The following is a 22,405-nucleotide window of genomic DNA, read 5'->3' as shown; positions in this document are numbered from 1 at the left end:
CGTCCTCAGCCGACGTCTCCCCCGGGCCCGACCAGCGTCGCGCTCTCCAGGCTGACCTCGATCGCGGCGAGCGCCTGGGACATCGGGCACTCATCCTTGGCCGTGGCGGCCATGTCCGAGAACTCCTGGGCGTCCAGGCCGGGGACGTCGGCGTGCACGGTGAGCATGCTGCGCAGGACACCCTCGCCGGGCACGAACTGCACCCGCGCGTCGGCGCGCAGCGCGGTCGGCGGCGTGCCGCGCTGCTCAAGCGCATGCGACAGTGCCATTGCGTAGCACGACGCGTGGGCCGCCGCGAGAAGTTCCTCCGGCGTAGTGGAGTCGCCCTCGCCTGTCGATCGGCGGCGCCAATCGACCGCGACCTCGGCGTTGCCTGACTCGAGCGCAGTGCGGCCGGAGCCGTCGCTCAGCCCGCCGTTCCATCGCGTCGTCGCCTTGCTGGTGATCATGGCAGATCCTCCGTCCGTCTCGGGTGCTGGAGACTCCAGTCAAGCACCGCGATCGCGAGGCTGCGCGGCAAGTACGAGGCGTGTTTCGTGCTCGTAAATTCTGTCCCGAACCACTTGTCATCGAGTGTCAGGCACGGTTGAGTGCACATCGTTGGACGCTCGTCCAACCATGGAAGGAGGCCACCGGAATGACTCCAGCGCCCTCATGCGCAGTAGTGACGGGCGCGAGCTCGGGGCTCGGCGCCGAGTTCGCACGTCGCCTTGCAGCCCTCGGCACTGACGTAGTGCTGGTCGCGCGCCGCATGGACCGGCTCGCGGTCCTGGCGGAGCGGCTCCAGGCAACGCACGGCATTCGAGCCACGCCGATCGAGGTGGATCTGGCACAGGACGGCGCTTCGCAGCGCCTGGTCCAGGAACTCGAGCGAAGGAGCATCGCGCCCGATGGACTGGTGAACTGCGCGGGCTTCGGAGTGGACGGGCCCTTCGCAGAGCACGACCCCGACGTGGTGCGCTCACTGCTCGCGGTGAACGTCGTCGCGCTCACGGAGCTGAGCCGACTTCTGCTGCCACAGATCATGGCGTCAGGTCGGGGCGTGCTCGTGAACGTGGCGAGCACCGCGAGCTACCAGCCCCTGCCCAGCATCGCGCTCTACGCCGCCTCCAAGGCCTACGTTCGGTCGCTCACCGAGGCGCTGTGGAAGGAGGCCGAGGGGACCGGCGCCCGAATCCTGGCGTTCTCCCCCGGCCCCACGGAGACCGAGTTCTTCGCGGTAGCAGGATCCGAGCGCTTCAAGGTCGGCCAGGTGCTCAGCATCGAACAGGTGGTGGACGTGGCATTCCGTGAGCTCGCGCGCGCCAAACCGGGACCCTCGCGCATCGCGGGAGTGCGCAATGTGCTCACCGCGTTTGCGCCTCGACTCGTACCTACGCGCGTCTCGCTCGACGTCGCATCGCGTCTGACGGCGAGGTGACGCATGGCCCGCATGACGCTTGAGGACCGCCGCAGCGCCCTCGTGGCCGCGGCCCTCGCGGTCATCGAGCGCGAGGGAGTGGCGGGCGCCACGGCGCGGTCCATCGTGCGCGAGGCCGGCATGCCGCTCGGCTCACTGCACTACGCCTTCTCCACTGTCGAGGAGCTGCTCGGCGCCGCGGCGGACGAGGTCACGACCCAAGAGCGGCTCGCTGCCGAACGCGCACTCGGTGATCACTCCCAGCACTCCGACATCGCCTCGGTGATCAGGGCGGGATTCGACCGATACATCGATCTGCTCGTCGCTGCGCCTGGCAGGGAGCTCGCGTTCCTCGAGCTCACCATGCACGCGGCGCGACGGCGTCTCGCCGCACCGGCCGCGGCCGGAACGTATGACGAGTCGTATCGGCTCGTCGGCGCGCTCCTCACCCAGGCGGCTGCAGCGTCGGGAGTGCGCTGGACCATCGCCGAGACGGAGCTCGCGAGGCACACCGTCTCGATGCTGGACGGCATCACCACGACCTGGCTCGCCGACCATGACACCGAGGCCGCGCGCTCGACGGCCCGCTTCTATGCCCACGCGCTCGCGTCGCACACCGCAGCGCTCGCCGCCGACGGCTGACCTCGAGAGGAATCCATGCTCACCGAACTGGATGCGCGCGTCACCGCGCACATCAACGCCCACGCAGTACTCGGCGCCTTGCCCGTGCTCGTCGCCCGGGTGCCCGCCGCGCGCGAGACTCTCGCGGGTCTGCCACGCCCCGTGTCCGTCGAACTGAAGGCGCCTGGAGTCGCGCCGGCGGCCTACACCTTCAGTTCGGACGGCGTCACGCGGGGGAAGGCAACGGGAGCGCGCCGGGTGACGCTGATGTTCACGTCCCCGGAGCACCTCAACCGCATGGTCGAGGGCGCCGCCCAGCCCATCCCCCTCGCGGGCCCCGCCGGTCTCGGGTTCCTCACGGGGCCATTCAGCGCGCTTGCCGATCTGCTCGGACGTTACTTGCGTCCAGCGCCGGACGATCTGGCGGATCCGGACTTCCGTGAGGTGTCGACGGTCATGACGCTGCACGTCGCGGCAGCCGCGATCGCCCAGGTAGCCAACGAGGACAGGTCCGGGAGGTTCTCGGCGAGCCTCGTGCCGGACGGCCAGGTGGCGCTCGAGGTGGGCGATGAGATCGACCTTCGTCTGCACGTGGCGGCTGCACGCTTCGAATTCGACCCCTCCCCCGCGACCGTGCCGCCGCGTGCGGCATTGCGCTTCGCTGACCTCGATGTCGCGGGGGACGTTCTGGCTGGGCGCGCCTCTGCGCTCGGCTCCATCTGCGACGGCACGCTCGGCATGAGGGGGTACATCCCGATGCTCGACAACGTCAGCCGCATCCTCGACCGTGTCGGCCACTACCTCGGAGAATGACGATGACCGCCTCCCCGCTGACCACCCCCTACACCTACGAGAAGTCCTTCGCGGCCTTCGCCCGAGCGGCGCAGGTCATCCCCACCGGCGTGCCTGGGCATCTCGGTCCATCCGAGGGCTGCTTCATCCCGAACGGCGCCTACCCGCGGTTCTCGTCCCGCGCGGAGGGCGCCCGCTTCTGGGACCTCGACGGCAACGAGTACCTCGACTACATGTGCGCATACGGGCCCAACGTGCTCGGGTACGGCGACCCGACGGTGGACGCCGCCGCCGCCGCTCAGGCGCGCCTCGAGGACGTCACGACGCTGCCCTCGACCGTCATGATCGACCTCGCGGAGCTGCTGGTCGACACGGTCGCCTCCGCTGACTGGGCATTCTTCGCGAAGAACGGGGGCGACACCACCACGCTGGCTGTCATGACCGCGCGTGCGCACACCCGCCGCAAGAAGGTCGTGTTCGTGAAGGGCTATTACCACGGCGTCGCGCCATGGACGCAGAAGCTGGACTACCCCGGCGTGATCGAGGAGGACGTGGCGCACAACCTCTATGTGCCGTGGAACGACCTCCACGCGCTCGAGGCGATGTTCGCGGCGCACGAGGGCGAGGTGGCGGCATTCATCTCGACGCCTTACATGCACGGCAACTTCATCGACAACGAGCTGCCCGCACCTGGCTACTGGCAGGGGGTGCGGGACCTGTGCGACCGCTACGGCGTGGTGCTGATCATGGACGACGTGCGCGCCGGCTGGCGCCTCGACCTCGCCGGGTCCGATCATCATTACGGTATCGAGGCGGATCTCATTTGCTTCTGCAAGGCGATCGGGAACGGCTACAACCTCTCGGCGCTGTGCGGCAAGGACGAGTTCAAGGAGTCCGTGGCGTCGCTCACCTACACGGGCTCGTACTGGATGAGCGCGGTGCCCTTCGCCGCTGCCATCGCGACGATCACGAAGCTCAAGGAGCTCGACGCGCCCGCGCTGTTCCGTGAACGGGGCGAAGCCGTCACGACTGGGCTGGTGACGGCCGCCGCAGATCATGGCCTCACTCTCGTCGCCTCGGGCGAGCCAGCGCTGTTCTATCTGCGTCTCGCGGACGACGACTCCCTGATGCTGCATCAGGAGTGGATCGCGGAATGCGTCCAGCGGGGCCTGTGGCTCACCTCCCACCACAACCACTTCATCAACGCCGCGCTGACGGACGACGACGTGGCCCGCACCCTCGAGATCGCGCACGAGGCCTTCGGCGTCGTTGCCTCGCGCCGCGGCTGACCTCAGGGAGTCCCCATGCAGCTCGAACCTGCCGCCGCTCACGCTCGCACCGCGCGCCTTGGAGTGTCCCTCGCATATGTCGCACAAGGCCTCGGGTACGCCACTGTTGTCACCGCGTTGCCTCAGTTCAAGGATCGCTACGCCCTCACGGAGGATGTCGTCGCCCTGGTGACGCTGACCGTCGTGATCGGCGCGGCCGCCGGCTCTGTGCTCGCCGACAGGATCGCGGTGCGACGCGGTTCCAGGGCGGCACTCACGCTCGCGTTCGGCACGCAGGCACTCATGCTGGTGGCGGTGGCGCTGCCGGTGCCGTTTCCCGTCTTCTGGTGCGCGATAGGGGCGTACGGCATCGGGCTTGGCGCCGTCGATGCAGGCGCGGCCATGCAGGGTGTGCTCGCTCAACGCGCGCTCGGTCGGGATGTGATGGGCTCGTTCTACGCCTCCGCGACCGCCGCCTCCGCTCTCGGTGCGATCGTCATGTCGGCTGCCGTCGCCTCGCCTGCTGGCGAAGGCGTCGCATTGGCCGCGGCCGCTGCGGTGGCGCTCGCCTTGAGTCTCGGCGGAACCAGACTGCTGGACGGCTCGCGGGAAGAGGGGGCCGCGGAGGAGGGCTCTGCGCGTCGCCGTCCGATCCCGACGCTCGGGCTGGTTCTCGTCGGACTCGTCGTTTTCGCCGCCTTCACGGCCGACTCCACGCTCAGCACCTGGACCACGCTGTATCTCCAGGACGGCCTTGGCATGACGGGCAGCATCGCGCCGCTCGGCTTCGCGCTGGCCGTCGCGCCGCTCGGCTACGCCACCTATCAGGTGATGACGCTCGCGAGTCGACTCGCATCGGACCGCCTGGTGCGGTGGTGGGGTCGCGCCGCCCTCGCGGGTGCAGCAGCGATCGTGGGCGCGGTGGGTCTTGCGACTATGGCGCTCGTGCCGCAGCCCGTCACAGTCTTCGTGGGCATCGCACTCGCGGGTGCCGGCGTCGGAGCGCTCGTGCCGCTCGCGTACTCAGCTGCGGGAGATCTCGAGCCAAGCCGCAGTGACGAGATCGTGGCGCGAGTCAACCTCTTCACCTACCCCGGTTCGGTGATCGGCGCTGTAGTGCCAGGGCTGCTGGCTGCCCAGGCGGGCTACGGGCCGTCGTTGCTCGTCGGCTCGGTGATGCTTCTACTCGTGCTCGGCAGTCTCAGGCGGTTCCACACCCCCGTGCCTGTGCGGGTGCGCCGAAGGGTGCGGCGCGACGCCTGACAGCCAAGCCGGCCCGCGCGCTCCGTGACGACGCATGGCACGATGGGGCGCATGTCTACGTCCCCGGCTCCAGGAGCGCGCGCCGCCGCGCGCCGCCGGGTTCGCGAGGCGTTGACGTCCTCGGCCCGCTCGCTGGTGGCGGCGGAGGGCTTCGATGGCACCACCATCGACATGATCACGGCAGGCGCTGGCGTGTCACGCCGCACCTTCTTCCGGTACTTCGACACGAAGGAATCGGTGCTGCTCGACGCGTACGAGAGCCTTGGCGCGCAGATCGTCGCCGCCCTGCGGGCGAGACCCTCCGGCGAGCGGCCATGGCCCGCGATGAGGCACGCCTTCGTGGCGCTCGCGCCGAGCGTGGACAATGCCGAGCACAGGTCGGCGGAGCGGGCGCTGCACGCCGTCTACGCCGCGTCGTCCCGCCTGCTCGCTGCTCGTCAGGAACGTCGTCAGGCCACGATCGCTGCGTGCGCGCGCGTGCTTGTGGCGCGCGAGGCGGAGGCCGGGCGCGACCTCACGCCGGCCGAGGCTGCGGCGGTGGCTGGGGCGGCATTCGCGTGTTTCGCGGCCGCCGAGTCGCGCTTCCTCGACGACGACGGGGTCAGCGCGGTCGAGGCCCTCGACGCAATGCTCGCGCGCCTCGACTCCGAGATTCGCGCCTGAGTGCCGCGCCGCCTCAGTCTCGCAAAGTGGACGCCATCGCCTTCCGTGCCGGCACTGCGCACGACCGCTCACGCCGGACGCGCTGCACGAAGGCGTAGCCCAGGAGCGCGATCGCGCCCACCGCGAGATACGGCTGGATCGGTTCGAAGAACTGGATCGCCCCGGTGTACCCGAGCGCGAGGAGCACGAGCTTGTTGCACACGGGGCAGCCCACGGCGAAGAACGTGACGATGCCGCCTGCCATCCCCCATCGTCCCTCTCGTTCCGTGCGAGCCGCCTCGGGGGTGGCGACGTACGTCGCGGTCACCAGACCTGCGAGGACTGAGCTGATGAGGAGCGCCCACCACGACCATGCCGTGGGCGGGATCTCCCGCCCGAAGATGGGGTTGGGGATCAGGTCGGTGGGGATGGCGATGACCAGGAACGTCGCGGCGGCGGTGCCGGCCGCGACCCACCAGCGCCGTGCGGGCCATCCCCGGAGCTCATTCAGCAGGAACATGACGACACCATACCCCAGAGGGTATAGGCGTCACGCGTATGTGGGGTCCTGGTCGAGCCGCTCGAGTAGTGCGCGGAGCACGACGAGCACGCCTTGCTCTGCATTCGAGGGTGCGAGGTGCCGGGCCGCTGCCTTGACGTCGGGATGCGCGTTGGCCATGGCGAACGAGAGCTCCGCGTGGTGCATCATCTCGAGATCGTTGAGGAAGTCGCCGAACACCGCTGTCTGCGCGGGCGTGACTCCCACCGCGCGCTGCAGCGCCTCCAGCGCAATGCCCTTGTTGACGCCGGGGGCCATGACGTCCACCCAGTGGTGATCCGACACGACGACGCGTGCCGGTCCCTCGAAGGCCCCCAGTGCTTCCGCCGTGCCTTCGGCGCCGTCGAAGTCGTAGACGGCGATCTTGAGGAACTGGTCCTCGACGTGGTCCAGGTCAGGCACGACTTCGAGCGCCTTGTAGTAGTGGCGCACCTTGTCCATGAACGCGTCGTCCGTGCACTCGACGTACGCGGAGCGCTTGCCGCACACGACGGTGCCCGTGTCTGCACCGTGGCCGGCACGGGCCCGCAACGCGGTGACGACGTCTCTCACGAGCGGCTCCGGCAGCCCAGAGGAGCTCACCTCCTCGCCGTGCTTGACCACGTACGCACCGTTCTCGGCGATGTAGTCGAGGTGCGCGCCCCGCTCGCCGAACAGTGCGGCGAGGGTCGCATACTGGCGCCCGGACGCGGGGGCGAACGCGATGCCGCGTGCCTCCAAGGCGTCCAGCAACGGCCACAGGCCAGGCGGCATGCGCTTGTCCTGGTCCAGCAGCGTGCCGTCCATGTCGCACACCACGAGCCTCAGATCGAGCGGCCCTGACGGGAGTTCGAATGGGGCGCTCAGAGGTCTGCCTTCCAGTGGAACTCGCCCTCGACAGCGCGGCTCATCGCCTGCATCGCGTTGGCGATGGTCGTCTGGTACGTGCGCGACGTGTCGTTGTCCGCCGCGGCGGCATTCGCGCGGGCACTGGCTTCGTGGTGGCGTAGGTACGCGACCACGCGATCACGCTCGAGGCGCTGCCCCGCGGCCACCTCGTCCACGTCTTGCCGTTCGTTCACGTCGTCTCCCTCCGCACACGCATGGTAGCCCGGGCTGGGCATGCCATGCTGAATCCATGACTGAGCTCCGCGCGCGTACCAGCGCCGACTGGCCCGACGCCGCCGAGACGCCGACCGCTCCGCTCCTGGTCCTCTTGCACGGCTTCGGCTCGAACGAGCACGATCTCGCCTCGCTCGCGCCCGCACTGCCGCAGGCCAGGCCGTGGGCGTCGCTCCGTGCTCCGCTCACGATGGGCTACGACGCGGCGGCCTGGTTCCCTCTGGACCCGACCTTCTCCCTCGATCAGGAGGCGGTCGACGAGGCGACGCGGGCCGTCTGGTCGTGGATCGACGCTCACGCGTCGCACGACGCGGCGATCGTGCCCATCGGGTTCTCCCAGGGTGGGTTCATGGCGCTCCAACTGCTTCGCACGCGTCCGGTGCGGGTGCCGGGCGCCGTGGTGCTGTCAGGCTTCGCGAATACGCAGGAACAGCCCGCCGACTCTGACCTCGCGCGCGATCACCCGCCCGTGCTGTGGGCGCGCGGCGACGCGGACCCGGTGGTGCCAGCCCACGCGATCACGCACCTCGACGCCTGGCTCGAGGGCCACGCTGATGCCCGCCGCCTAGTGAGGCCCGGGCTAGGGCACGGCATCGATGAGACCGTCATGACTGCGGTGCGATCCTTCATCGACGTTCTCTGAGGGGGCCTACCCGGGAAGCAGTTCGAGGAGCCAGCGCGCTCCGCGCACCTGCGCGGGCTCGTCGATGCGCTGGCGCAGTCCCCGGTCGGAGGTCACGACTGTGACCTCGTGCCCGCGTGAGCGGAGCTGGGCGGCGCGCGCGGCGATGGTGTCGTCGCCCACACCCGACGCGCGCAGCACCTCGATCCCGGCCGGCGCCGTGGCGTCGCGCGCCGCCTTCTCCACGACGGCCTCGAATCTCGGGTACCAGTGGGCTCCGGGGAGCTCGAGCGTCGCGGCGGGCGCGCCGGCGGCGGCAAGTTCCGCCACCCTCGCGAGCATGCGTTCCGTCGCGCCCTGACGGTCACGCCACCATCCGTCCGGGACGGCGCCAACCACGTTGGCGGCGTCGATGAGCACCACGGGACGCGCGCCGAGCATCGACCTCAACGTGGGCCACGCCTGCCCGAATGCCGGGTGCAGCGCCAGCGTGTCGACTGAGTCGAGCGGGAACCACGCGAGCTCGAGGCTCTCGGCGTCGGAGATGCGCGGCTCGAACGGCCGCGAGGTCCGCGCCAGCACAGTGGTGTAGCTCCACACGTCGCGATCGAGAACCGTGGTCGCGTGGAGGTCCAGCGCGTCCTGCGGCACTCCGGCCTCTTCGCGCGCCTCGCGCAAAGCCCCGTCGAGCGCTGACTCTCCGTGGTGCAGCGCGCCGCCAGGGATGCCCCACGTCCCGCCGTGGTGGCTCCACAGCGCGCGGTGCTGCAGCAGCACGCCGCGCGAGGCGTCGTGCACGAGCACGCCCGCGGCGCCGAACCGCCCCCAGTAGCGGGTTCCTTCAGATCCCTCGACCCAGGCATCGCCGGGATCACGATGGCTGGCGCGCGAGGGCGGCGCCAAGGAGCTCGCCTGCCGGGGATCGAGGGTCACACGCTCAGGGTGTCACACGTACAGGCGGCCACGGGAGCGCCTCGTCGGCGTTCACCCGTAGTAGCGGCCTGGTCGGTGATTGATCGCGATCACGAGGTTGAGGAGCACCGCACCCACGACTGAGCACAGCAGGATCCATGGCTCGACGAGTGCGAGCGACGCGAGCACGACGGTCAGGTCGAGCGCGCCCTGCACGTAGCCAGCCCGAATGTTGAACCGCTCCTGCGCATAGGCGGCGAGAATGCCGAAGCCTCCCGCACTGGACCCGTGCCGGAACAGCACGAGCATGCCCATGCCGATCGACAGGCCCGCGAACACTGCCGCGTACAGCGGGCTCAGGTCATCGACGGAGATCCACAGCGGATGGATGGCGGACCCGATCGACACGAGCGCCACCGCGATGAGCGTCTTGATGGTGAACCGCCAGCCGAGCCTCTTCACTGCCAGGTAGTAGAACGGCACGTTGATGACGAAGTAGACGACTCCGAAGCTCCAGTGCGTGACGTAGCTGGTGAGGAACGCCACGCCGGCGAGCCCGCCGGAGACTCCATCGATCGCGCCCAGGAGGAAGATTCCCCACGACATCATGAAGGCCCCGACGACCAGCGCGAGCGCGTCCTCCCATAGGGCGTGCTTCTTGACGTCGAGCGGCGGCTCGATGATGGTCACGGGCTTCCTCCTGTGCGGACGCGCTTCTCGGCTGCGCGCGGGTCGCGCGCAGCACCGCACCTATTGTGGTGCACCGGCGGGCGCCGATCACCCAACATCGGAGCACTTCACGCGCGCAGCAGGAGCGCCTCCCCCTGTCCCCCGCCGCCGCACAGCGCGACCCCGGCGGTGCCGCCGCCGCGCCGAGCGAGGGCGAAGGCCGCATGGACCACGAGCCTCGCTCCTGACGCGCCGATGGGATGGCCGAGCGCGATGCCGCCGCCCTCGACATTGACGCGGTCAGGTGAGACGCCGAGCGCGTGCGCCGAACGTGCCACCACCGCGGCGAAGGCCTCATTGATCTCGATCACATCGAGGTCGGATGGAGCGACGCCGTCCTTCGTGCAGGCTGCCTCGAGCGCGCGCGCAGGCTGTTCCTGGAGCGAGTTGTCGGGGCCTGCCACCTGGCCAGCGGCGCCGAGCGTCGCGATCACGGGAAGCCCACGCGCCTCGGCTGTCTCGCGCCGCATGAGCACGACCGCGGCGGCGCCATCGGAGATCTGCGACGAGTTGCCCGCGGTCAGGCTTCCCTCCGGACGGAAGGCAGGCTTCAGGCCGGCGAGCGTCTCCGGCGTGGTGTCATCGCGGATGCCCTCGTCACGGGTGACGACGAGCGCGGGGCCCTTGCGCTGCGCCACCTCGACGGGCACGATCTCGGCGTCGAACGCACCCGCGTCCCGCGCGTCGGCCGCTGCGCGGTGCGACCGCGCCGCGATCTCATCCTGCTCCTCGCGCGCGACCCCGAAACGCTCGTTGTGGCGTTCGGTCGACAAACCCATGCTGTCGTGATCGAAGGCATCGGAGAGCCCGTCATGGGCCATGTGGTCGATGGCCTCGACGGCGCCGTAGGACCAACCTCGGCGGGAGCCCTGCAGGAGGTGCGGCGCCTGAGACATGGACTCCATGCCGCCCGCGACGACCACGTCCGCCTCGCGGAGCCGGAGGATGCGCGCGCCGTCGATGATCGCGGCGAGGCCCGAGAGGCACACCTTGTTGACCGTGACCGCAGGGGCGTGCCAGCCGATGCCCGCGGCGATCGCCGCCTGGCGCGCGGGGTTCTGTCCGCAGCTCGCCTGCAGCACCTGCCCCATCACGGTGACGTCAACCTCCGCGGCCTCGATGGCCGCCCGCTCGACCGCCCCCCGTATAGCGATCGCACCCAGCTGCGCCGCGGTCAGCGCGGACAGCGCGCCGAGCAGCCTTCCCTGCGGGGTGCGAGCGGCCCCGACGATGACGACGTCGTCGGCGCTCATGCGTCCACCTCGATGCGCAGCGCGGGCTCCGTCGCGGCGACGACCTCGTCCACGGTGACCCCAGGTGCGAGCTCCCGAAGTGTGAGGCCCTCGGGCAGCAAGTCGATCACCGCGAGATCCGTGATGATGCGGTCCACGACTCCCCGCCCGGTCAGCGGCAGCGAGCACTCGTGCACGATCTTGGGCGAGCCGTCCTTGGCGACGTGCTCCATGAGCACGATCAGTTTCCCCGCGCCGTGCACCAGGTCCATGGCGCCGCCAGGTCCCTTGACCATCTTGCCCGGGATCATCCAGTTGGCGAGGTCGCCCTTCGCGGAGACCTGCATGGCCCCCAGGATCGCGGCGTCGATCTTGCCGCCGCGGATCATGCCGAAGCTCGTCGCGGAGTCGAAGTATGCGGCGCCGGGCAGGGTCGTGACTGTCTCCTTGCCCGCGTTGATGAGATCGGGGTCCACCTCGTCCTCGTAGGGGTAGCGACCCACCCCGAGGATGCCGTTCTCGGATTGCAGCACGACCTGGACGTCCGCGGGAATGTAGTTGGGGACGAGCGTGGGAAGCCCGATGCCGAGGTTCACGTACGCGCCATCGCTCAACTCCTGTGCGGCGCGCGCCGCCATCTCCTGCCTGGTGAGCGCCATGTCAGTGCGCCGTCCTCTCCGTCACGGTGCGGCGTTCGATCCGCTTCTCGATGTCGGTCCCGACCTCGACGATCCGCTGCACGTACACGCCGGGAAGGTGGACGTCGTCGGGGGCGATCTCGCCCGGCCCCACGAGCCGCTCCACCTGCGCGATGCAGACGCGTCCGGCCATCGCTGCGAGCGGATTGAAGTTGCGCGCGCTCGAGTGGAAGACGAGGTTGCCGTGGGTGTCTCCCACGGCGGCGTGCACGAGCGCGAAATCGGTGAAGATCGCCTGCTCGAGCACATGCTCGCGTGGCCCTCGCGGCGTGTCGAACACGCGGACCTCCTTGGGCGGCGAGGCGACGGCCACGCGGCCATCGCTGCCGTACCGCAGCGGGAGTCCTCCCTCCGAGACCTGGGTGCCGACCCCGGTCTGCGTCCAGAAGGCGCCGATGCCGGACCCGCCGGCCCTGAGCTTCTCGGCCAGCGTGCCCTGCGGAGTGAGTTCGACCTCGAGTTCTCCGGAGAGGAACTGGCGCTCGAACTCCTTGTTCTCGCCGACGTACGAGGCCGTCATCTTGCGCAGACGCCCGGCGCCGAGCAGCAGGCCCAGCCCCCAGTCGTCCACGCCGCAGTTGTTCGACACGATCGACAGGTCTCGCGTGCCCTGCGCGAGGAGCGCCGAGATCAGGTCCATCGGGTTGCCGCACAGGCCGAAGCCCCCGACGGCGAGTGAGGCTCCGTCCGGGACGTCCGCGACCGCTTCGGCGGCCGAGGCGACGGTCTTGTCCATGGCTATCCCTCCTTCTGCGCGCGCGACGCTGCGAGCGCTTCTTCGACCAGTCCGGCCACAGCAGAGGCCCCGGCGGTCGACATGACGAGCGTGTAGTGGTTGAAGTCCGCGAGGCGGCGGTGCACGAGAGTGGGCGCTTCGACCGGCAGCGACGCGAGGCGCTCAGGTGAGTACAGGCCCGGGGGCGCCGCGGTCAACCCGAGCGGCACCGTGATGAAGGTGGCCGGCACAGCGAGGCTGCGAAGCGCGTCGGGCACGTCCGAGCCCGTCATGAGGTCAACCGTGTCGGCGACGGTCGTGGCATACGACGTCGCAGGAGCGAGATCGCCCTCGCAGCGCACCAGGTCGTACCTGAGGTACTCCTCGAGCCGCGCGTCCCACGTGTCCGCGAACGCGGGGTGCGCGCGCCAGAAGTCGAGATACGCGGCCTCATCGCCGAACCGCATGCGAAGCCTGTCGGCTGTCGGGCCCAGCACCGCTTGGACGGCTTCCTCGGGCGAGAGGCCCTGGGGGACGCCGAACGGCACGCCGCCGTCCAGCAGCAGCAGCCCCGCGACGACCTCCGGATGCATGCTTGCGGTCACTACCGCGACGAATCCGCCCATCGAGTGCCCGACGATCGTCGCGGGACCGAGTGCGAGAGCGTCGATGACGGCTGCCACGTCGTCCGCATGCGTGGCCATGCCCCCGCCGCCCGCGAGTCCCTGCGAACGGCCACGCCCACGCAGGTCGGGGGCGACGATCCGCACCCCGGGCATCGCCTCGGCGAGCCACGCCCACGCCAGATGCGATGACGTGACGCCGTGGATCGCGAGGATCGTGGCGCTGGCTTCACCCTCGGGTTCCCAGACGCCCACGTGCAGGCTCCCCCCGACCACGGGCACCTGGAGGTGGCGCAGACGTGGATCGGTCATCGGGCCGACCACCCGCCATCCATCGTGTACGACGCGCCCGTGACCATACCGGCGTTGTCGCTCGCGAGCCACCCGACCAGCGAGGCGACCTCTGTCGGCTCGACCAGGCGCTTCACGGCGGACTCGGTGATCATGATGCGCTCCACCACCTCGGACTCGGGAATCCCGTGGATGCGCGCCTGGTCGGCGATCTGCTTCTCCACGAGCGGCGTACGCACGTATCCGGGGTTGACGCAGTTCGACGTCACGCCGTGGGCGCCGCCCTCGAGCGCCGTGACTTTGCTCAGCCCTTCGAGACCGTGCTTGGCCGCCACGTACGCCGACTTGAAGGCTGACGCGCGCAGACCATGCACCGACGACAGGTTGATCACACGGCCCCAACCCCGCTCGTACATGCCCGGAAGCGCCGCGCGGATCAGCAGGAACGGCGCCACGAGCATGAGGTCCTGGATGAGCCTGAACGCCGCCGGGTCGAAGTCCTGGATGGGGCTGACGCGTTGGATGCCGGCGTTGTTGATGAGGATGTCGACGTCGAGCGTGAGGTCATCGAGCTCGTGCGTGCGTGCCAGGTCCACCTGCCACGCCTCTCCCCCGACCTCGCGCGCCACGGCAGCGGCACCGTCACCGTCGAGGTCGGCGATCGTCACGCGCGCACCACGACCCGCGAGCTCGAGCGCGCATGCGCGTCCGATGCCGCTCGCGGCCCCTGTGATGAGGGCGTGGCGACCCTCAAGGTCTTGCGCGGTCATGATGCCTCCTTCGTGTCGTGGTCGTGGGGTGGCCTGCGCGACGAGCGGAGCGCGCCGTCGACGAAGCGCATCGCGGCGTCGAGCACCTGCGGGTCGATGCTGCGCGGAGCGCGGCCCTGCGCATCGCGCTCCCAGAGCACATAGCGCATGCCGATCAGCTCGCCGACGCCCATGAGCGCCCATGCGGTGACCTCCGGGTCGAGGTCGGCCGCGATCTCTCCGTCGCGCTGCGCCTGACGCAGACCCTCGCGGTAGCCCTCGACGATGCGCGCGTAATGCTCGCGCATCGCCTGCGGCGACACGAGCTCGGCCTCGCGCACGACGCGATACAGCGCGGGGTGCTCGGCGGTGAAGGCGAAGAACCCTTCGAAGCCTCGCCGTTCCGCCTCGAGGCGGCTGGTCGCGCCCACCATCGCCTGACTCATGGCCTGGCGCACGCGCGCGTTGAGGTCCAGCACCAGTGCCTCGAAGATGCTCTGCTTGGAGTCGAAGTACAGATAGAAGGTGCCGAGGCCCACGCCTGCGCGCTCGGTGATCCTCACGATCGACGCCTCGTGATACCCGAGCTCCACGAAGACCAGTTCGGCGGACTCGAGCAGGCGGGCGCGCGTGGCGAGCCCGCGCGCCGACAGTGGCTTGCCGGTGGCCTGGGAGACCTCGGTGGTGCCGGTCTCGTTCATCCGTCGACCTCCTTTCGGATCAGGGCGACGGCGCTGCGCCTGAGACGCGCCCGTGCGATCTTGTCCAGTGCGCCACGAGGCAGGTCCGGAACGATCTCGATGCGGACGGGCACCTTGAAGCCTGCGAGCCGATCGCGGCAGTGCGCAAGCAGTTCGTCCACGCCGACGGCCGCGCCCGGCCGCAGTGCCACGAAGGCCATCCCTCGCTCTCCCCAGACTCGATCCGGCACACCCACGACTGCCGCGCGCGCCACGAGCGAATGCTGTTCCAGCGCACGTTCGACCTCGGCCGGCGCGACGTTCTCGCCGCCGGAGATGAAGATGTCCTTGAGCCGGTCCACGATCGTCACGCCGCCGTGTCCATCTGCGATCGCGAGGTCGCCGGTGCGTAGCCATCCGTCGACGAGCACGGCGGCCGTCGCGTCGGCGTCATCCACGTAGCCGGCGAAGAGGCCAGGTCCGTGCACCCAGAGCTCTCCCTGACCTCCAGGCCCCACCTCGAGACCGGTGGCAGGGTCTCGTAGCGAAACGCTCACGTGCGGGTATGGACGAGCAGCACGGCCCCTGGCGTGCACCTCGTCCGACGGCGCGCGGTACAGCACGTTCGGTCCGGCCTCGGTGAGGCCGTAGCCGAGAGTGAGCCGCTCGGCGCGAGAGGCCCACGCTTCCTCGAGATCGGGTGGTGTGGGCGCGCCGCCGCTCACCGCCAGGCGCAGTGAGCCCAGATCGGTGCCCTCCCACTCGGCGTCCTCGACGAGCAGGCGATACTGAGTGGGCACGCCCATCATGCAGGTGACCCGGCGGCTCTCGATCAGGCGCAGCACCCGCGAGGGTTCGAAGCCGCGCTCGAGCACGACCGTCGCACCCGCGCGCCACGCGAGCAGCGGCTGCACGTTCCACGCGGCGACATGAAACTGCGGGAGGATGCACAACACGGTGTCATCCGCGTGGATCGGCATCGCCTGGCCCAGCGCCATATTGGTCCAGAAGCATGAGCGATGGGTCAGCACGACCCCCTTGGGGTCGGCTTCCGACCCTGACGTGAACAGGATCAGCAGCGGATCGTCGTCGCGCGGTGCGCGGGCGGGACGGGGCACCAGCGCCCGGGGCACGTGTGCCTCCGCGCCGGCGGTGCCCATGCGGGCTGAGGGCGTGCTTACGTGAGCGAGCTCGAGCGCCTCACGCGCCAGGGGTGCGCGGTCCTCGTCCACGAGTACGAGAGCAGGGTCCGTGCGCTCGATCTGCGCGGCGATCTCGGCAGCGGAGAGCCTGACTGAGAGCGGCGCGAGCGCAAGGCCGCTGAGCGCGCACGCGGCGAACGTGACCACCTGGTCCGCTGACGAGCCGGAGACTGTCACGACGCGGTCGCCAGCGCCGTAGCCCGCCTGGGCGAGCGCGTCGGAGAGCGACCGCGCTCGCTCGACCAGCCGTTCGTACGTGAGCACGACTCCGCGGTCATCGATCGCTGCGCGCTGGGGGTCGCGCGCGGCGGCGTCGACGAACCAGCGCCCGAGGGTGTGCTCGCCGGGGTCGGTGTGAGTCATGGCCGCACCTCGCTCGGCCGCTGGGCCTCGTCCGCGTCGTCGTCGAGCTCCGTGAGCGCGTCGGCGCGGCGGCGCTGCAGCCAGCGGGTCTCGACCGTGCCTGCGATGCCGCCCGGCAGGAAGATCACAACGAGGATGAACAGCGTGCCGAGCAGGAACAGCGGCTCGCTCAGCGGGATGCGCAGTACGGAGGGCAAGCCCTCGATCGCTTCGGATCCCGCGAGCACAGTGAGCCGTTGATCGAGGATCGTGTACAGGAAGCCGCCCAGCACGGCGCCCCAGCGATAGCCCACGCCGCCGAGCACAACCATGACCAGCACCGTGATGGTCAGGTCGGCCGACACGGCTCGAGGGACAGTGCCGGACTGCAGCAGGATATAGGCCACGCCGGCCCCAGACGCGCTCAGGGCCGCGATGAGGAAGAGAACGAAGCGAGCGCGGGTGGGCTCAAGGCCCAGCACCCGGATGCGCAGCTCGTTCTCTCGCGTGGCGCGAGCGAGGTGCCCCAGGCGGGAACGATCCACCCACAGGGCGACCAGGTACACGAGCACGACGACGCCGAGGGCGAACCAGTAGAGGTTGCGCGTGTTGGCGACGCCGACCAATCCGTCGGGCACGTGCTCCGTGTTGAGCGAGAGGCCCTCCTCTCCCCCGGTCACGGAGGAGTTGCGACGCACGAGCACGGAACCCGCCTGGGCGAACGCGAGCGTGACCATCGCGAAAGGGATACCGGACACGCGCATGCTGATCGCACCGGTCACGATCGCGATCAGCAGGCCGCCGAGCAGCGCGATGAGCACGCCTGGCCACAGGGGCACGCCGAAGTTCGCGAGGATGATGCCCAGCCCGTAGGCGCCCGCGCCGAAGTACAGGGCGTGGCCGAACGACAGCATGCCTCCGGTGCCCAGGAGCATGTTGTATGAGAGCGCCAGCGCCGAGAACACCATCGCGAGCGAGAGCAGCGCGAGCGTGCCCGGCTGATACGTGGGAGTGGGCAGCACTCCAGGAACAGAGATGTTCAGCAGCGGCAGTAGCGCCATGAACACCACTCCGGCCACGCCCGCGAGGAGCTTCCACCAGGTGCGGATGAAGTCGCTCATGCCGGCCTCCTTCCGAGCAGACCTCGCGGTCGCACGAGCAGCACGACTGCGAGCGCGACGACGACGATGAGGTCGCCGGTGCCGCCCAGGTAGTAGTTCGCGAGCTGCTGCAGCACCGCGACGAGCACGGACGCGATCGCCGCGCCCGAGAGCGACCCGAGGCCTCCGATCACGGTGACGATGAACGCGAAGATCAGCAGCGTCTGCCCCAGGTGAGCTGAGACGTATCCGGTGTAGTGGGCTGCCAGCACGCCGCCGACGCCGGCTGCGGAGCCGCCGATGGCGAACACGAGCGTGAACGACTTCTTCACGTCGATGCCAAGCGCCGTGACCATCGCGCGGTTCTCCACGCCAGCGCGAATGATCATGCCGTACCGCGTGTAGCGCAGGAAGACGACGAGACTCGCGAGCAGCGCGGTCGCCGCGATCATCAGCACGAAGTACACGTTCGGGATCCGCGCGCCGAGCAGCGTCGTGGTCTCGTCGAGCCATGCAGGCCCGGTGATGAAGATCGGGTCGGAGCCCCAGATGCCTTCGAACAGTGCGACTGCCGCGAACGCGAGGCCGACGGTGACGAGCACCTGCTCGATGTGCCGTTCGTACAGCGGGCGGATGAGGGCGAGCTCCGTGACCGTGGCGAACGCTGTGCCGACGAGTCCGCCGACCAGGATCGACAGGAGGAACGCGGGCCAGCCGGTGGCGCCGATGCGGCTGGCGACCTCCCACCCGAGGAACGCTCCGAGCGTGAGGAAGACGCCGTGCGCGAAGTTGAGCACGTGCATCAGCCCGTAGATGAGGCTCAGCCCCGAGGCGACGAGGAAGTACAGGGCACCGAGGCCGACGCCGGTGACGAGGACGAGGACGAGGGTGCTCATGCGCGCTCCTCCGTCCCGTGCCCGTCCGCGGGCGCGTCGCCGTGGACCCCTAGCAGTCGGCGCGTGAGCTCCTCGTCGCCAAGAATCTCGCGCGCGTCGCCGCGGTGGACCACGCGCCCGCCGTCGATGACGATCGCGTCCTTGGCGAGGCGCTTGACGACCTCGAGGTTCTGCTCGACAAGCAGGATCGGCACCGTTCGGGAGGCCTCCTCGAGCGCGCCGGCGACCTCGTTCACGATCCGCGGTGCGAGGCCCTTGGTGGGCTCGTCGACGAGCAGGAGCCGGTTGTCGTTGAGCAGCGCGCGCGCCACCGACACCATTTGCTGCTGACCACCGGAGAGGGTTCCTGCCATCTGAGCACGTCGCTCGACGAGGTCGGGGAACAGGTGGGCGACGAAGTCTCGCCGCGGGTTCGCCTGACGTTCGGCCAGCGCGAGGTTCTCGGCGACAGTGAGGGATGCGAAGACCTCGCGGTCCTCGGGCACGTAGCCCACCCCGCGCTGCACGATTCTGTGGGTGGGCAGGCCGTCGATGCGCTCGCCCGCGAGCGTGACCTCCCCCTTGCGCTTGATGAGTCCAAGGATGCCGCGCAGCGTGGAGGTCTTGCCGACGCCGTTGCGTCCCAGCACCGCCGTGATCCCTGTGTCGGGAACCGAGAAGGACACGGACTCGACGACCTGCTGGCTGCCGATGGATGCGCTCATCCCTGCGACCTCGAGGATGGTGCTCATGCGGCCGTCCCCAGGTATGCGCGCTGCACGACGGGGTCGTCCATGATGCGCTGCGGCTCGTCGAACGCGAGGATCGAGCCGCTGTACATGACGGCGACCTTGTCCACGAGGCCGAGGAGCACATCGATGTGGTGCTCGACCATCAGAACCGTGCGTCGACCGCCGTCATGCAGATCGCGGATGCGGTCGACGAGGCCGTTGACGTCGCCCGAGCCGACTCCTGCCATGGGCTCGTCGAGCAGGACGATGCGAGTGTCGGTCGCCAGCAGCGTCGCGATCTCCAGCTTGCGCTTGTCGCCGTGGGAGATGTCGCCTGCCATCGCATCGGCCCGATGCGCCAACCCGACCTCGTGCAGCGCCGCGTGTGCAGCCTCGGTGGCTGGGTCGTCGCGACGTGGGAAGTGCAGCAGCGAGTAGTTGCCGCCGCGTGACACCTGGGCCGCGACCCGGACGTTCTCGAGGACCGAGAGTCGCGGAAAGTAGCTCGATGTCTGGAAGGTGCGCCCCAGCCCCGCCCGCGCTCGGGCGGGCACCGACATCCGGGTGATGTCGGTGCCGCCGAGCGTCACCGTGCCCGCGGTGGGTCGCATAACCCCCGAGATCACGTTGAACAGGGTGGTCTTGCCAGCGCCGTTGGGACCGATGACGCCGATCTTGGTGCCGGGCTCGACGTGGAGGTCGACGCCGTCGAGGATCGTCGCGCCTCCGATCGTGAGGCCGATGCCGTCGACGTGCAGCGCGGGCGGGGTGGGTGCGCTCATGCCGGGGCTACTCCGTGACCTCGGCGGGGGTGACCTGGTCGGCACCCACGGTGGCGATCAGCTCGGGGGCGTACGAGTCGCCGTCGGCGACGAGCGAGACCTGGTACATCTCCTGGATCAGGGCGTGATCAGAGGCGCGCACCGTGGTGCTTCCCTTCGGGCCGTCGAAGGTCCAGCCCTCGAGAGCGGCGATCATGCCGTCGACGTCGTCGTAGCCGGCCTCGATCGCGTGCACGATCATCAGTGCGGCATTGAATCCGTCAGGGCTGAAGAGGTCGGCAGTGCCGCCCTCGTCCTCGATGGCGGACACCATCGCGTCATTGACCGAGTTCGACGGGCCGCCAGGGAAGTAGTGGTTGAGGAACGAGATCTGCTCGCTCGCCGCGCCGTAGGCGCCGTAGGTGGCGGAATCGCCGAGTCCCGTGACGACGGGAATCGAGGCGAACACGTCCTGCTGGCTCATGGCCTCCCACATCGCACCGGAGGTGGCACCGGCCCACGCGACGAATACGAGGTCGGGAGCCGCGTCGATCACCTGCTGGGCGAACGTCGTGAACTCCGTGACGTCCTCCGCGACTAGCAGCGACGTGACGTTCGCGCCCTGGCCTCCCAGGATCGCGTCCACGGCGGCGACGTTGCCCTGACCGAAGGCGGTGTCCTGGGCGAACACGAGCACGTCCTGACCTGCGATGTCGTCGAGGAACGTTCCCGCGGTCGCGACGTCCTGCGAGGACTGCCGGCCCGAACGGAACGTGTACTCGTTGATGCCGGTGATGGCGTCGGCTGCGGCGGGTCCCGAGATGTACAGAACCTGGTTCTGCGCCGCCTGCTCGGCGACCGAGAGGGCCACGCCGGACGACACGGTGCCAGCAAGAATGTTGACGCCGCTTCCGATGAGCTCCTTGGCGATCGTGACCGCCTTGTCGGCGTCGCCCGCGTCGTCGCGGTAGTCGACGTCAATCACGACATCGCCGACCTGGCCGGTTCCGTCGGTCGCGTAGTCGAGGCCGGCTCGGAAGCCCGCCAGGTACTGCTCCCCGTAGCCGGCGAGAGGGCCGGTCTCGGAGGTGATGATGCCGACGGTGACCGTGGTGGTCTCGCTGCCGGTGTCGGTGGCGGAGGACGTGGGGTCCGGATCCGCCTCGGAGGGAGCGCATGCCGCGAGGGCAAGCGCCGTGAGCGCCGCAGCGCTCGCGAGCAACGTCGTTGTTCCACGCATGTGGGGACACCTTTCGCCATTGAAAGTTCCAAACCTGAAAGGTGATTCAGGTTGCTGCTGACGCTAATCCGGGACCTTGGTCCTGTCAAGCGAGCTTCGCCGCCGCGTCGGCCGCGGGCGTGGGGGCGTTCAGGCGAGATGCGCGGCGAGCGCGGCTCGGAACGCGTCGGGCCGCTCGAGGTGGGCTGAGTGACCGCAGCCCTCGAGCACGAGCTCGCGGACGGCGCCTCCCCGGGCCGCATAGGCGTCGAGCACCGCGCGGGTCTGGGCCACCATGGGCTGCGCGGGCGCGACCTCGGCACCGGGCCACCCCGGCACGATGCCGAGCTCGCCCAACCGGTTGAGGTCGAACATCGAGGCGTCGCTGACGATCGCGTCCTGATCCCCGTGAACCCACAGCACGGGCGGCTTGGGGTCGACGTCGACGATGCCCGAGGTGTCGAACCAGCGTGGCGACATGGTGTTGAGCACTCCCCTGCTACCCGCGGCGAACCCGGGCCACGCCTCACTGGGCACGGCATCTCCGGGGTAGGCGCCCTCTCCCGTGCGCGTGGTGAGCATCGCGTCGACCCACTCGTCCTCGCTGCCCTCGGCGGTGGCCGCGTCCACCACGTATGACGCGCGGTAGACCGAGCGTGGCGACGTGGCCGCCTCGTCGGTGCGATCCCCCGCCGCGAGCCTCGCGACGAAGTCCGGATTGGCTCCCCCGCCACCGGTGCCCGCGCCATCGGCCGTCAGCCGTCGACCATCCGCGCCCGCAGTGCCACCGAAGCCGTACGGAGAGACCGGCGAGACCAGCGTGAGCGACGACACGAGCTCGGGACGGTCGATCAGCAGCTGCATCGCCACGCCGCCGCCCATGCTCCAGCCCACGACGTCCGCACGGCCCACCCCGATCGTATCGAGCGCCGCCGCCACATCATCGGAGAAGTCCCGCACGCCGCGCGTCGCGTCGACATCGCGCGGCTCGGAGCCGCCGAAGCCGCGCAGGTCGATCGCCAAGGCGCGAATGTCCGAGTCCAGAGCCGCCATGGTCGGCCGCCAGAAATCTGCACTGGAGACGTTGCCGTGGATCAGCACCAGCGTGCGCCGAGCGGAGGGGCCGCCTCGCTCGAGCACGCGCGTCCTGAGCCGGTCGGTGGTGACGTGCAGCTCTTCGATCGTCGCGTCGGTCATGGGGACTCCCGGGCTCGGGGCGGGACGTCGTCGGCCCGCCGGTGGCGCCATTGTGGTGGTGCTGCCGCGGCCGTGCAACGCG

Annotated in this window: 26 protein-coding genes; 7 read left to right on the top strand and 19 right to left on the bottom strand. The window is 69.7% G+C overall.

All coding sequences use genetic code 11. The annotated features are described in order from the left end of the window. Positions 1–5: 5 nt before the first annotated feature. On the bottom strand, positions 6–449 hold the full coding sequence (locus B7K21_RS00945) for an OsmC family peroxiredoxin (RefSeq protein WP_084073065.1): 444 nt from the start codon (positions 447–449) through the stop codon (positions 6–8). Positions 450–637: 188 nt separating this feature from the next. On the opposite strand from B7K21_RS00945, the gene B7K21_RS00940 reads away from it, so the two are divergent. The 6 genes from B7K21_RS00940 to B7K21_RS12850 are packed head-to-tail and all read left to right on the top strand — an operon-like array spanning position 638 to position 6,006. Next, positions 638–1,420 (top strand): SDR family oxidoreductase, encoded by a 783-nt coding sequence (locus tag B7K21_RS00940; RefSeq protein ID WP_084073064.1) that lies wholly within the window; start codon positions 638–640, stop codon positions 1,418–1,420. A 3-nt stretch (positions 1,421–1,423) separates the two neighbouring features. Beyond that, positions 1,424–2,041 (top strand): TetR/AcrR family transcriptional regulator, encoded by a 618-nt coding sequence (locus B7K21_RS00935; protein WP_084073063.1) that lies wholly within the window; start codon positions 1,424–1,426, stop codon positions 2,039–2,041. A gap of 15 nt (positions 2,042–2,056) precedes the next feature. Beyond that, positions 2,057–2,833, top strand: a complete 777-nt coding sequence (locus tag B7K21_RS00930) for a hypothetical protein (protein ID WP_084073062.1) — start codon at positions 2,057–2,059, stop codon at positions 2,831–2,833. Between the two features lie 2 nt (positions 2,834–2,835). Next, the gene (locus B7K21_RS00925; RefSeq protein ID WP_200806221.1) at positions 2,836–4,101 is read left to right on the top strand and encodes an aminotransferase class III-fold pyridoxal phosphate-dependent enzyme; all 1,266 of its coding nucleotides are present in this window, start codon (positions 2,836–2,838) and stop codon (positions 4,099–4,101) included. 15 nt (positions 4,102–4,116) lie between these two features. Next, the gene (locus B7K21_RS00920; RefSeq protein WP_084073060.1) at positions 4,117–5,343 is read left to right on the top strand and encodes an MFS transporter; all 1,227 of its coding nucleotides are present in this window, start codon (positions 4,117–4,119) and stop codon (positions 5,341–5,343) included. Positions 5,344–5,394: 51 nt separating this feature from the next. After that, positions 5,395–6,006, top strand: coding sequence for a TetR/AcrR family transcriptional regulator (locus B7K21_RS12850; protein ID WP_159448369.1), 612 nt, complete (start codon positions 5,395–5,397; stop codon positions 6,004–6,006). 13 nt (positions 6,007–6,019) lie between these two features. On the opposite strand, the gene B7K21_RS00910 is transcribed toward B7K21_RS12850, so the two are convergent. From B7K21_RS00910 to B7K21_RS12530, 3 genes are read right to left on the bottom strand one after another with little or no spacing between them, the layout of a single operon-like run. Further along, positions 6,020–6,505, bottom strand: a complete 486-nt coding sequence (locus B7K21_RS00910) for a hypothetical protein (protein WP_084073058.1) — start codon at positions 6,503–6,505, stop codon at positions 6,020–6,022. Between the two features lie 30 nt (positions 6,506–6,535). Continuing rightward, positions 6,536–7,342 carry a Cof-type HAD-IIB family hydrolase gene (locus tag B7K21_RS00905; RefSeq protein ID WP_307155772.1) on the bottom strand — a complete coding sequence of 269 codons (807 nt, stop codon included), beginning with the start codon at positions 7,340–7,342 and terminating at the stop codon, positions 6,536–6,538. 44 nt (positions 7,343–7,386) lie between these two features. Further along, positions 7,387–7,605: a hypothetical protein gene (locus tag B7K21_RS12530; protein ID WP_159448368.1), complete on the bottom strand. Its 219-nt coding sequence runs from the start codon at positions 7,603–7,605 to the stop codon at positions 7,387–7,389. A gap of 56 nt (positions 7,606–7,661) precedes the next feature. Between B7K21_RS12530 and B7K21_RS12525 the strand changes: the two genes are divergently transcribed. After that, positions 7,662–8,288, top strand: a complete 627-nt coding sequence (locus B7K21_RS12525; RefSeq protein WP_159448367.1) for an alpha/beta hydrolase — start codon at positions 7,662–7,664, stop codon at positions 8,286–8,288. 6 nt (positions 8,289–8,294) lie between these two features. Here B7K21_RS12525 and B7K21_RS00895 read toward each other — a convergent pair whose 3' ends face one another. The 15 genes from B7K21_RS00895 to B7K21_RS00825 all read right to left on the bottom strand — a co-directional run bounded on the left by B7K21_RS00895 (position 8,295) and on the right by B7K21_RS00825 (position 22,323). After that, entirely contained in the window at positions 8,295–9,200 is a 906-nt protein-coding gene (locus tag B7K21_RS00895; RefSeq protein ID WP_084073055.1) for an NUDIX domain-containing protein, read from the bottom strand. A gap of 51 nt (positions 9,201–9,251) precedes the next feature. Then, positions 9,252–9,869, bottom strand: coding sequence for a YitT family protein (locus B7K21_RS00890; protein WP_200806220.1), 618 nt, complete (start codon positions 9,867–9,869; stop codon positions 9,252–9,254). Positions 9,870–9,976: 107 nt separating this feature from the next. After that, complete coding sequence (locus tag B7K21_RS00885; protein WP_084073054.1) at positions 9,977–11,161, bottom strand: acetyl-CoA C-acetyltransferase; 1,185 nt, start codon at positions 11,159–11,161, stop codon at positions 9,977–9,979. Beyond that, positions 11,158–11,799, bottom strand: coding sequence for a CoA transferase subunit B (locus tag B7K21_RS00880; protein ID WP_200806219.1), 642 nt, complete (start codon positions 11,797–11,799; stop codon positions 11,158–11,160). The genes B7K21_RS00885 and B7K21_RS00880 overlap by 4 nt, the downstream gene beginning before the upstream one ends. A gap of 1 nt (position 11,800) precedes the next feature. Continuing rightward, a complete protein-coding gene (locus B7K21_RS00875) occupies positions 11,801–12,574 on the bottom strand; it encodes a CoA transferase subunit A (RefSeq protein WP_084073053.1) in 774 nt (257 codons plus the stop codon). 2 nt (positions 12,575–12,576) lie between these two features. Beyond that, positions 12,577–13,488, bottom strand: coding sequence for an alpha/beta hydrolase (locus B7K21_RS00870; RefSeq protein ID WP_084074746.1), 912 nt, complete (start codon positions 13,486–13,488; stop codon positions 12,577–12,579). Continuing rightward, positions 13,485–14,237 (bottom strand): 3-hydroxybutyrate dehydrogenase, encoded by a 753-nt coding sequence (locus tag B7K21_RS00865; RefSeq protein WP_084073052.1) that lies wholly within the window; start codon positions 14,235–14,237, stop codon positions 13,485–13,487. The genes B7K21_RS00870 and B7K21_RS00865 overlap by 4 nt, the downstream gene beginning before the upstream one ends. Then, positions 14,234–14,917: a TetR/AcrR family transcriptional regulator gene (locus tag B7K21_RS00860; RefSeq protein WP_084073051.1), complete on the bottom strand. Its 684-nt coding sequence runs from the start codon at positions 14,915–14,917 to the stop codon at positions 14,234–14,236. Before B7K21_RS00860 ends, B7K21_RS00865 begins: the two co-directional genes overlap by 4 nt. Then, complete coding sequence (locus B7K21_RS00855) at positions 14,914–16,461, bottom strand: class I adenylate-forming enzyme family protein (protein WP_084073050.1); 1,548 nt, start codon at positions 16,459–16,461, stop codon at positions 14,914–14,916. Before B7K21_RS00855 ends, B7K21_RS00860 begins: the two co-directional genes overlap by 4 nt. After that, on the bottom strand, positions 16,458–17,561 hold the full coding sequence (locus B7K21_RS00850; RefSeq protein ID WP_084073049.1) for a branched-chain amino acid ABC transporter permease: 1,104 nt from the start codon (positions 17,559–17,561) through the stop codon (positions 16,458–16,460). The genes B7K21_RS00855 and B7K21_RS00850 overlap by 4 nt, the downstream gene beginning before the upstream one ends. Next, the gene (locus B7K21_RS00845) at positions 17,558–18,436 is read right to left on the bottom strand and encodes a branched-chain amino acid ABC transporter permease (RefSeq protein ID WP_084073048.1); all 879 of its coding nucleotides are present in this window, start codon (positions 18,434–18,436) and stop codon (positions 17,558–17,560) included. The genes B7K21_RS00850 and B7K21_RS00845 overlap by 4 nt, the downstream gene beginning before the upstream one ends. Further along, positions 18,433–19,167: an ABC transporter ATP-binding protein gene (locus B7K21_RS00840; RefSeq protein WP_084073047.1), complete on the bottom strand. Its 735-nt coding sequence runs from the start codon at positions 19,165–19,167 to the stop codon at positions 18,433–18,435. Before B7K21_RS00840 ends, B7K21_RS00845 begins: the two co-directional genes overlap by 4 nt. Further along, on the bottom strand, positions 19,164–19,928 hold the full coding sequence (locus tag B7K21_RS00835; RefSeq protein ID WP_084073046.1) for an ABC transporter ATP-binding protein: 765 nt from the start codon (positions 19,926–19,928) through the stop codon (positions 19,164–19,166). Before B7K21_RS00835 ends, B7K21_RS00840 begins: the two co-directional genes overlap by 4 nt. A gap of 7 nt (positions 19,929–19,935) precedes the next feature. Then, positions 19,936–21,147: a substrate-binding domain-containing protein gene (locus tag B7K21_RS00830; protein WP_084073045.1), complete on the bottom strand. Its 1,212-nt coding sequence runs from the start codon at positions 21,145–21,147 to the stop codon at positions 19,936–19,938. A gap of 129 nt (positions 21,148–21,276) precedes the next feature. After that, the gene (locus B7K21_RS00825) at positions 21,277–22,323 is read right to left on the bottom strand and encodes an alpha/beta fold hydrolase (RefSeq protein WP_084073044.1); all 1,047 of its coding nucleotides are present in this window, start codon (positions 22,321–22,323) and stop codon (positions 21,277–21,279) included. Positions 22,324–22,405 lie beyond the last annotated feature (82 nt).

The sequence above is a fragment of the Demequina sp. NBRC 110052 genome (assembly GCF_002090075.1).
Taxonomy (GTDB): domain Bacteria; phylum Actinomycetota; class Actinomycetes; order Actinomycetales; family Demequinaceae; genus Demequina.
This window is presented reverse-complemented; position numbering and strand designations above follow the sequence as displayed.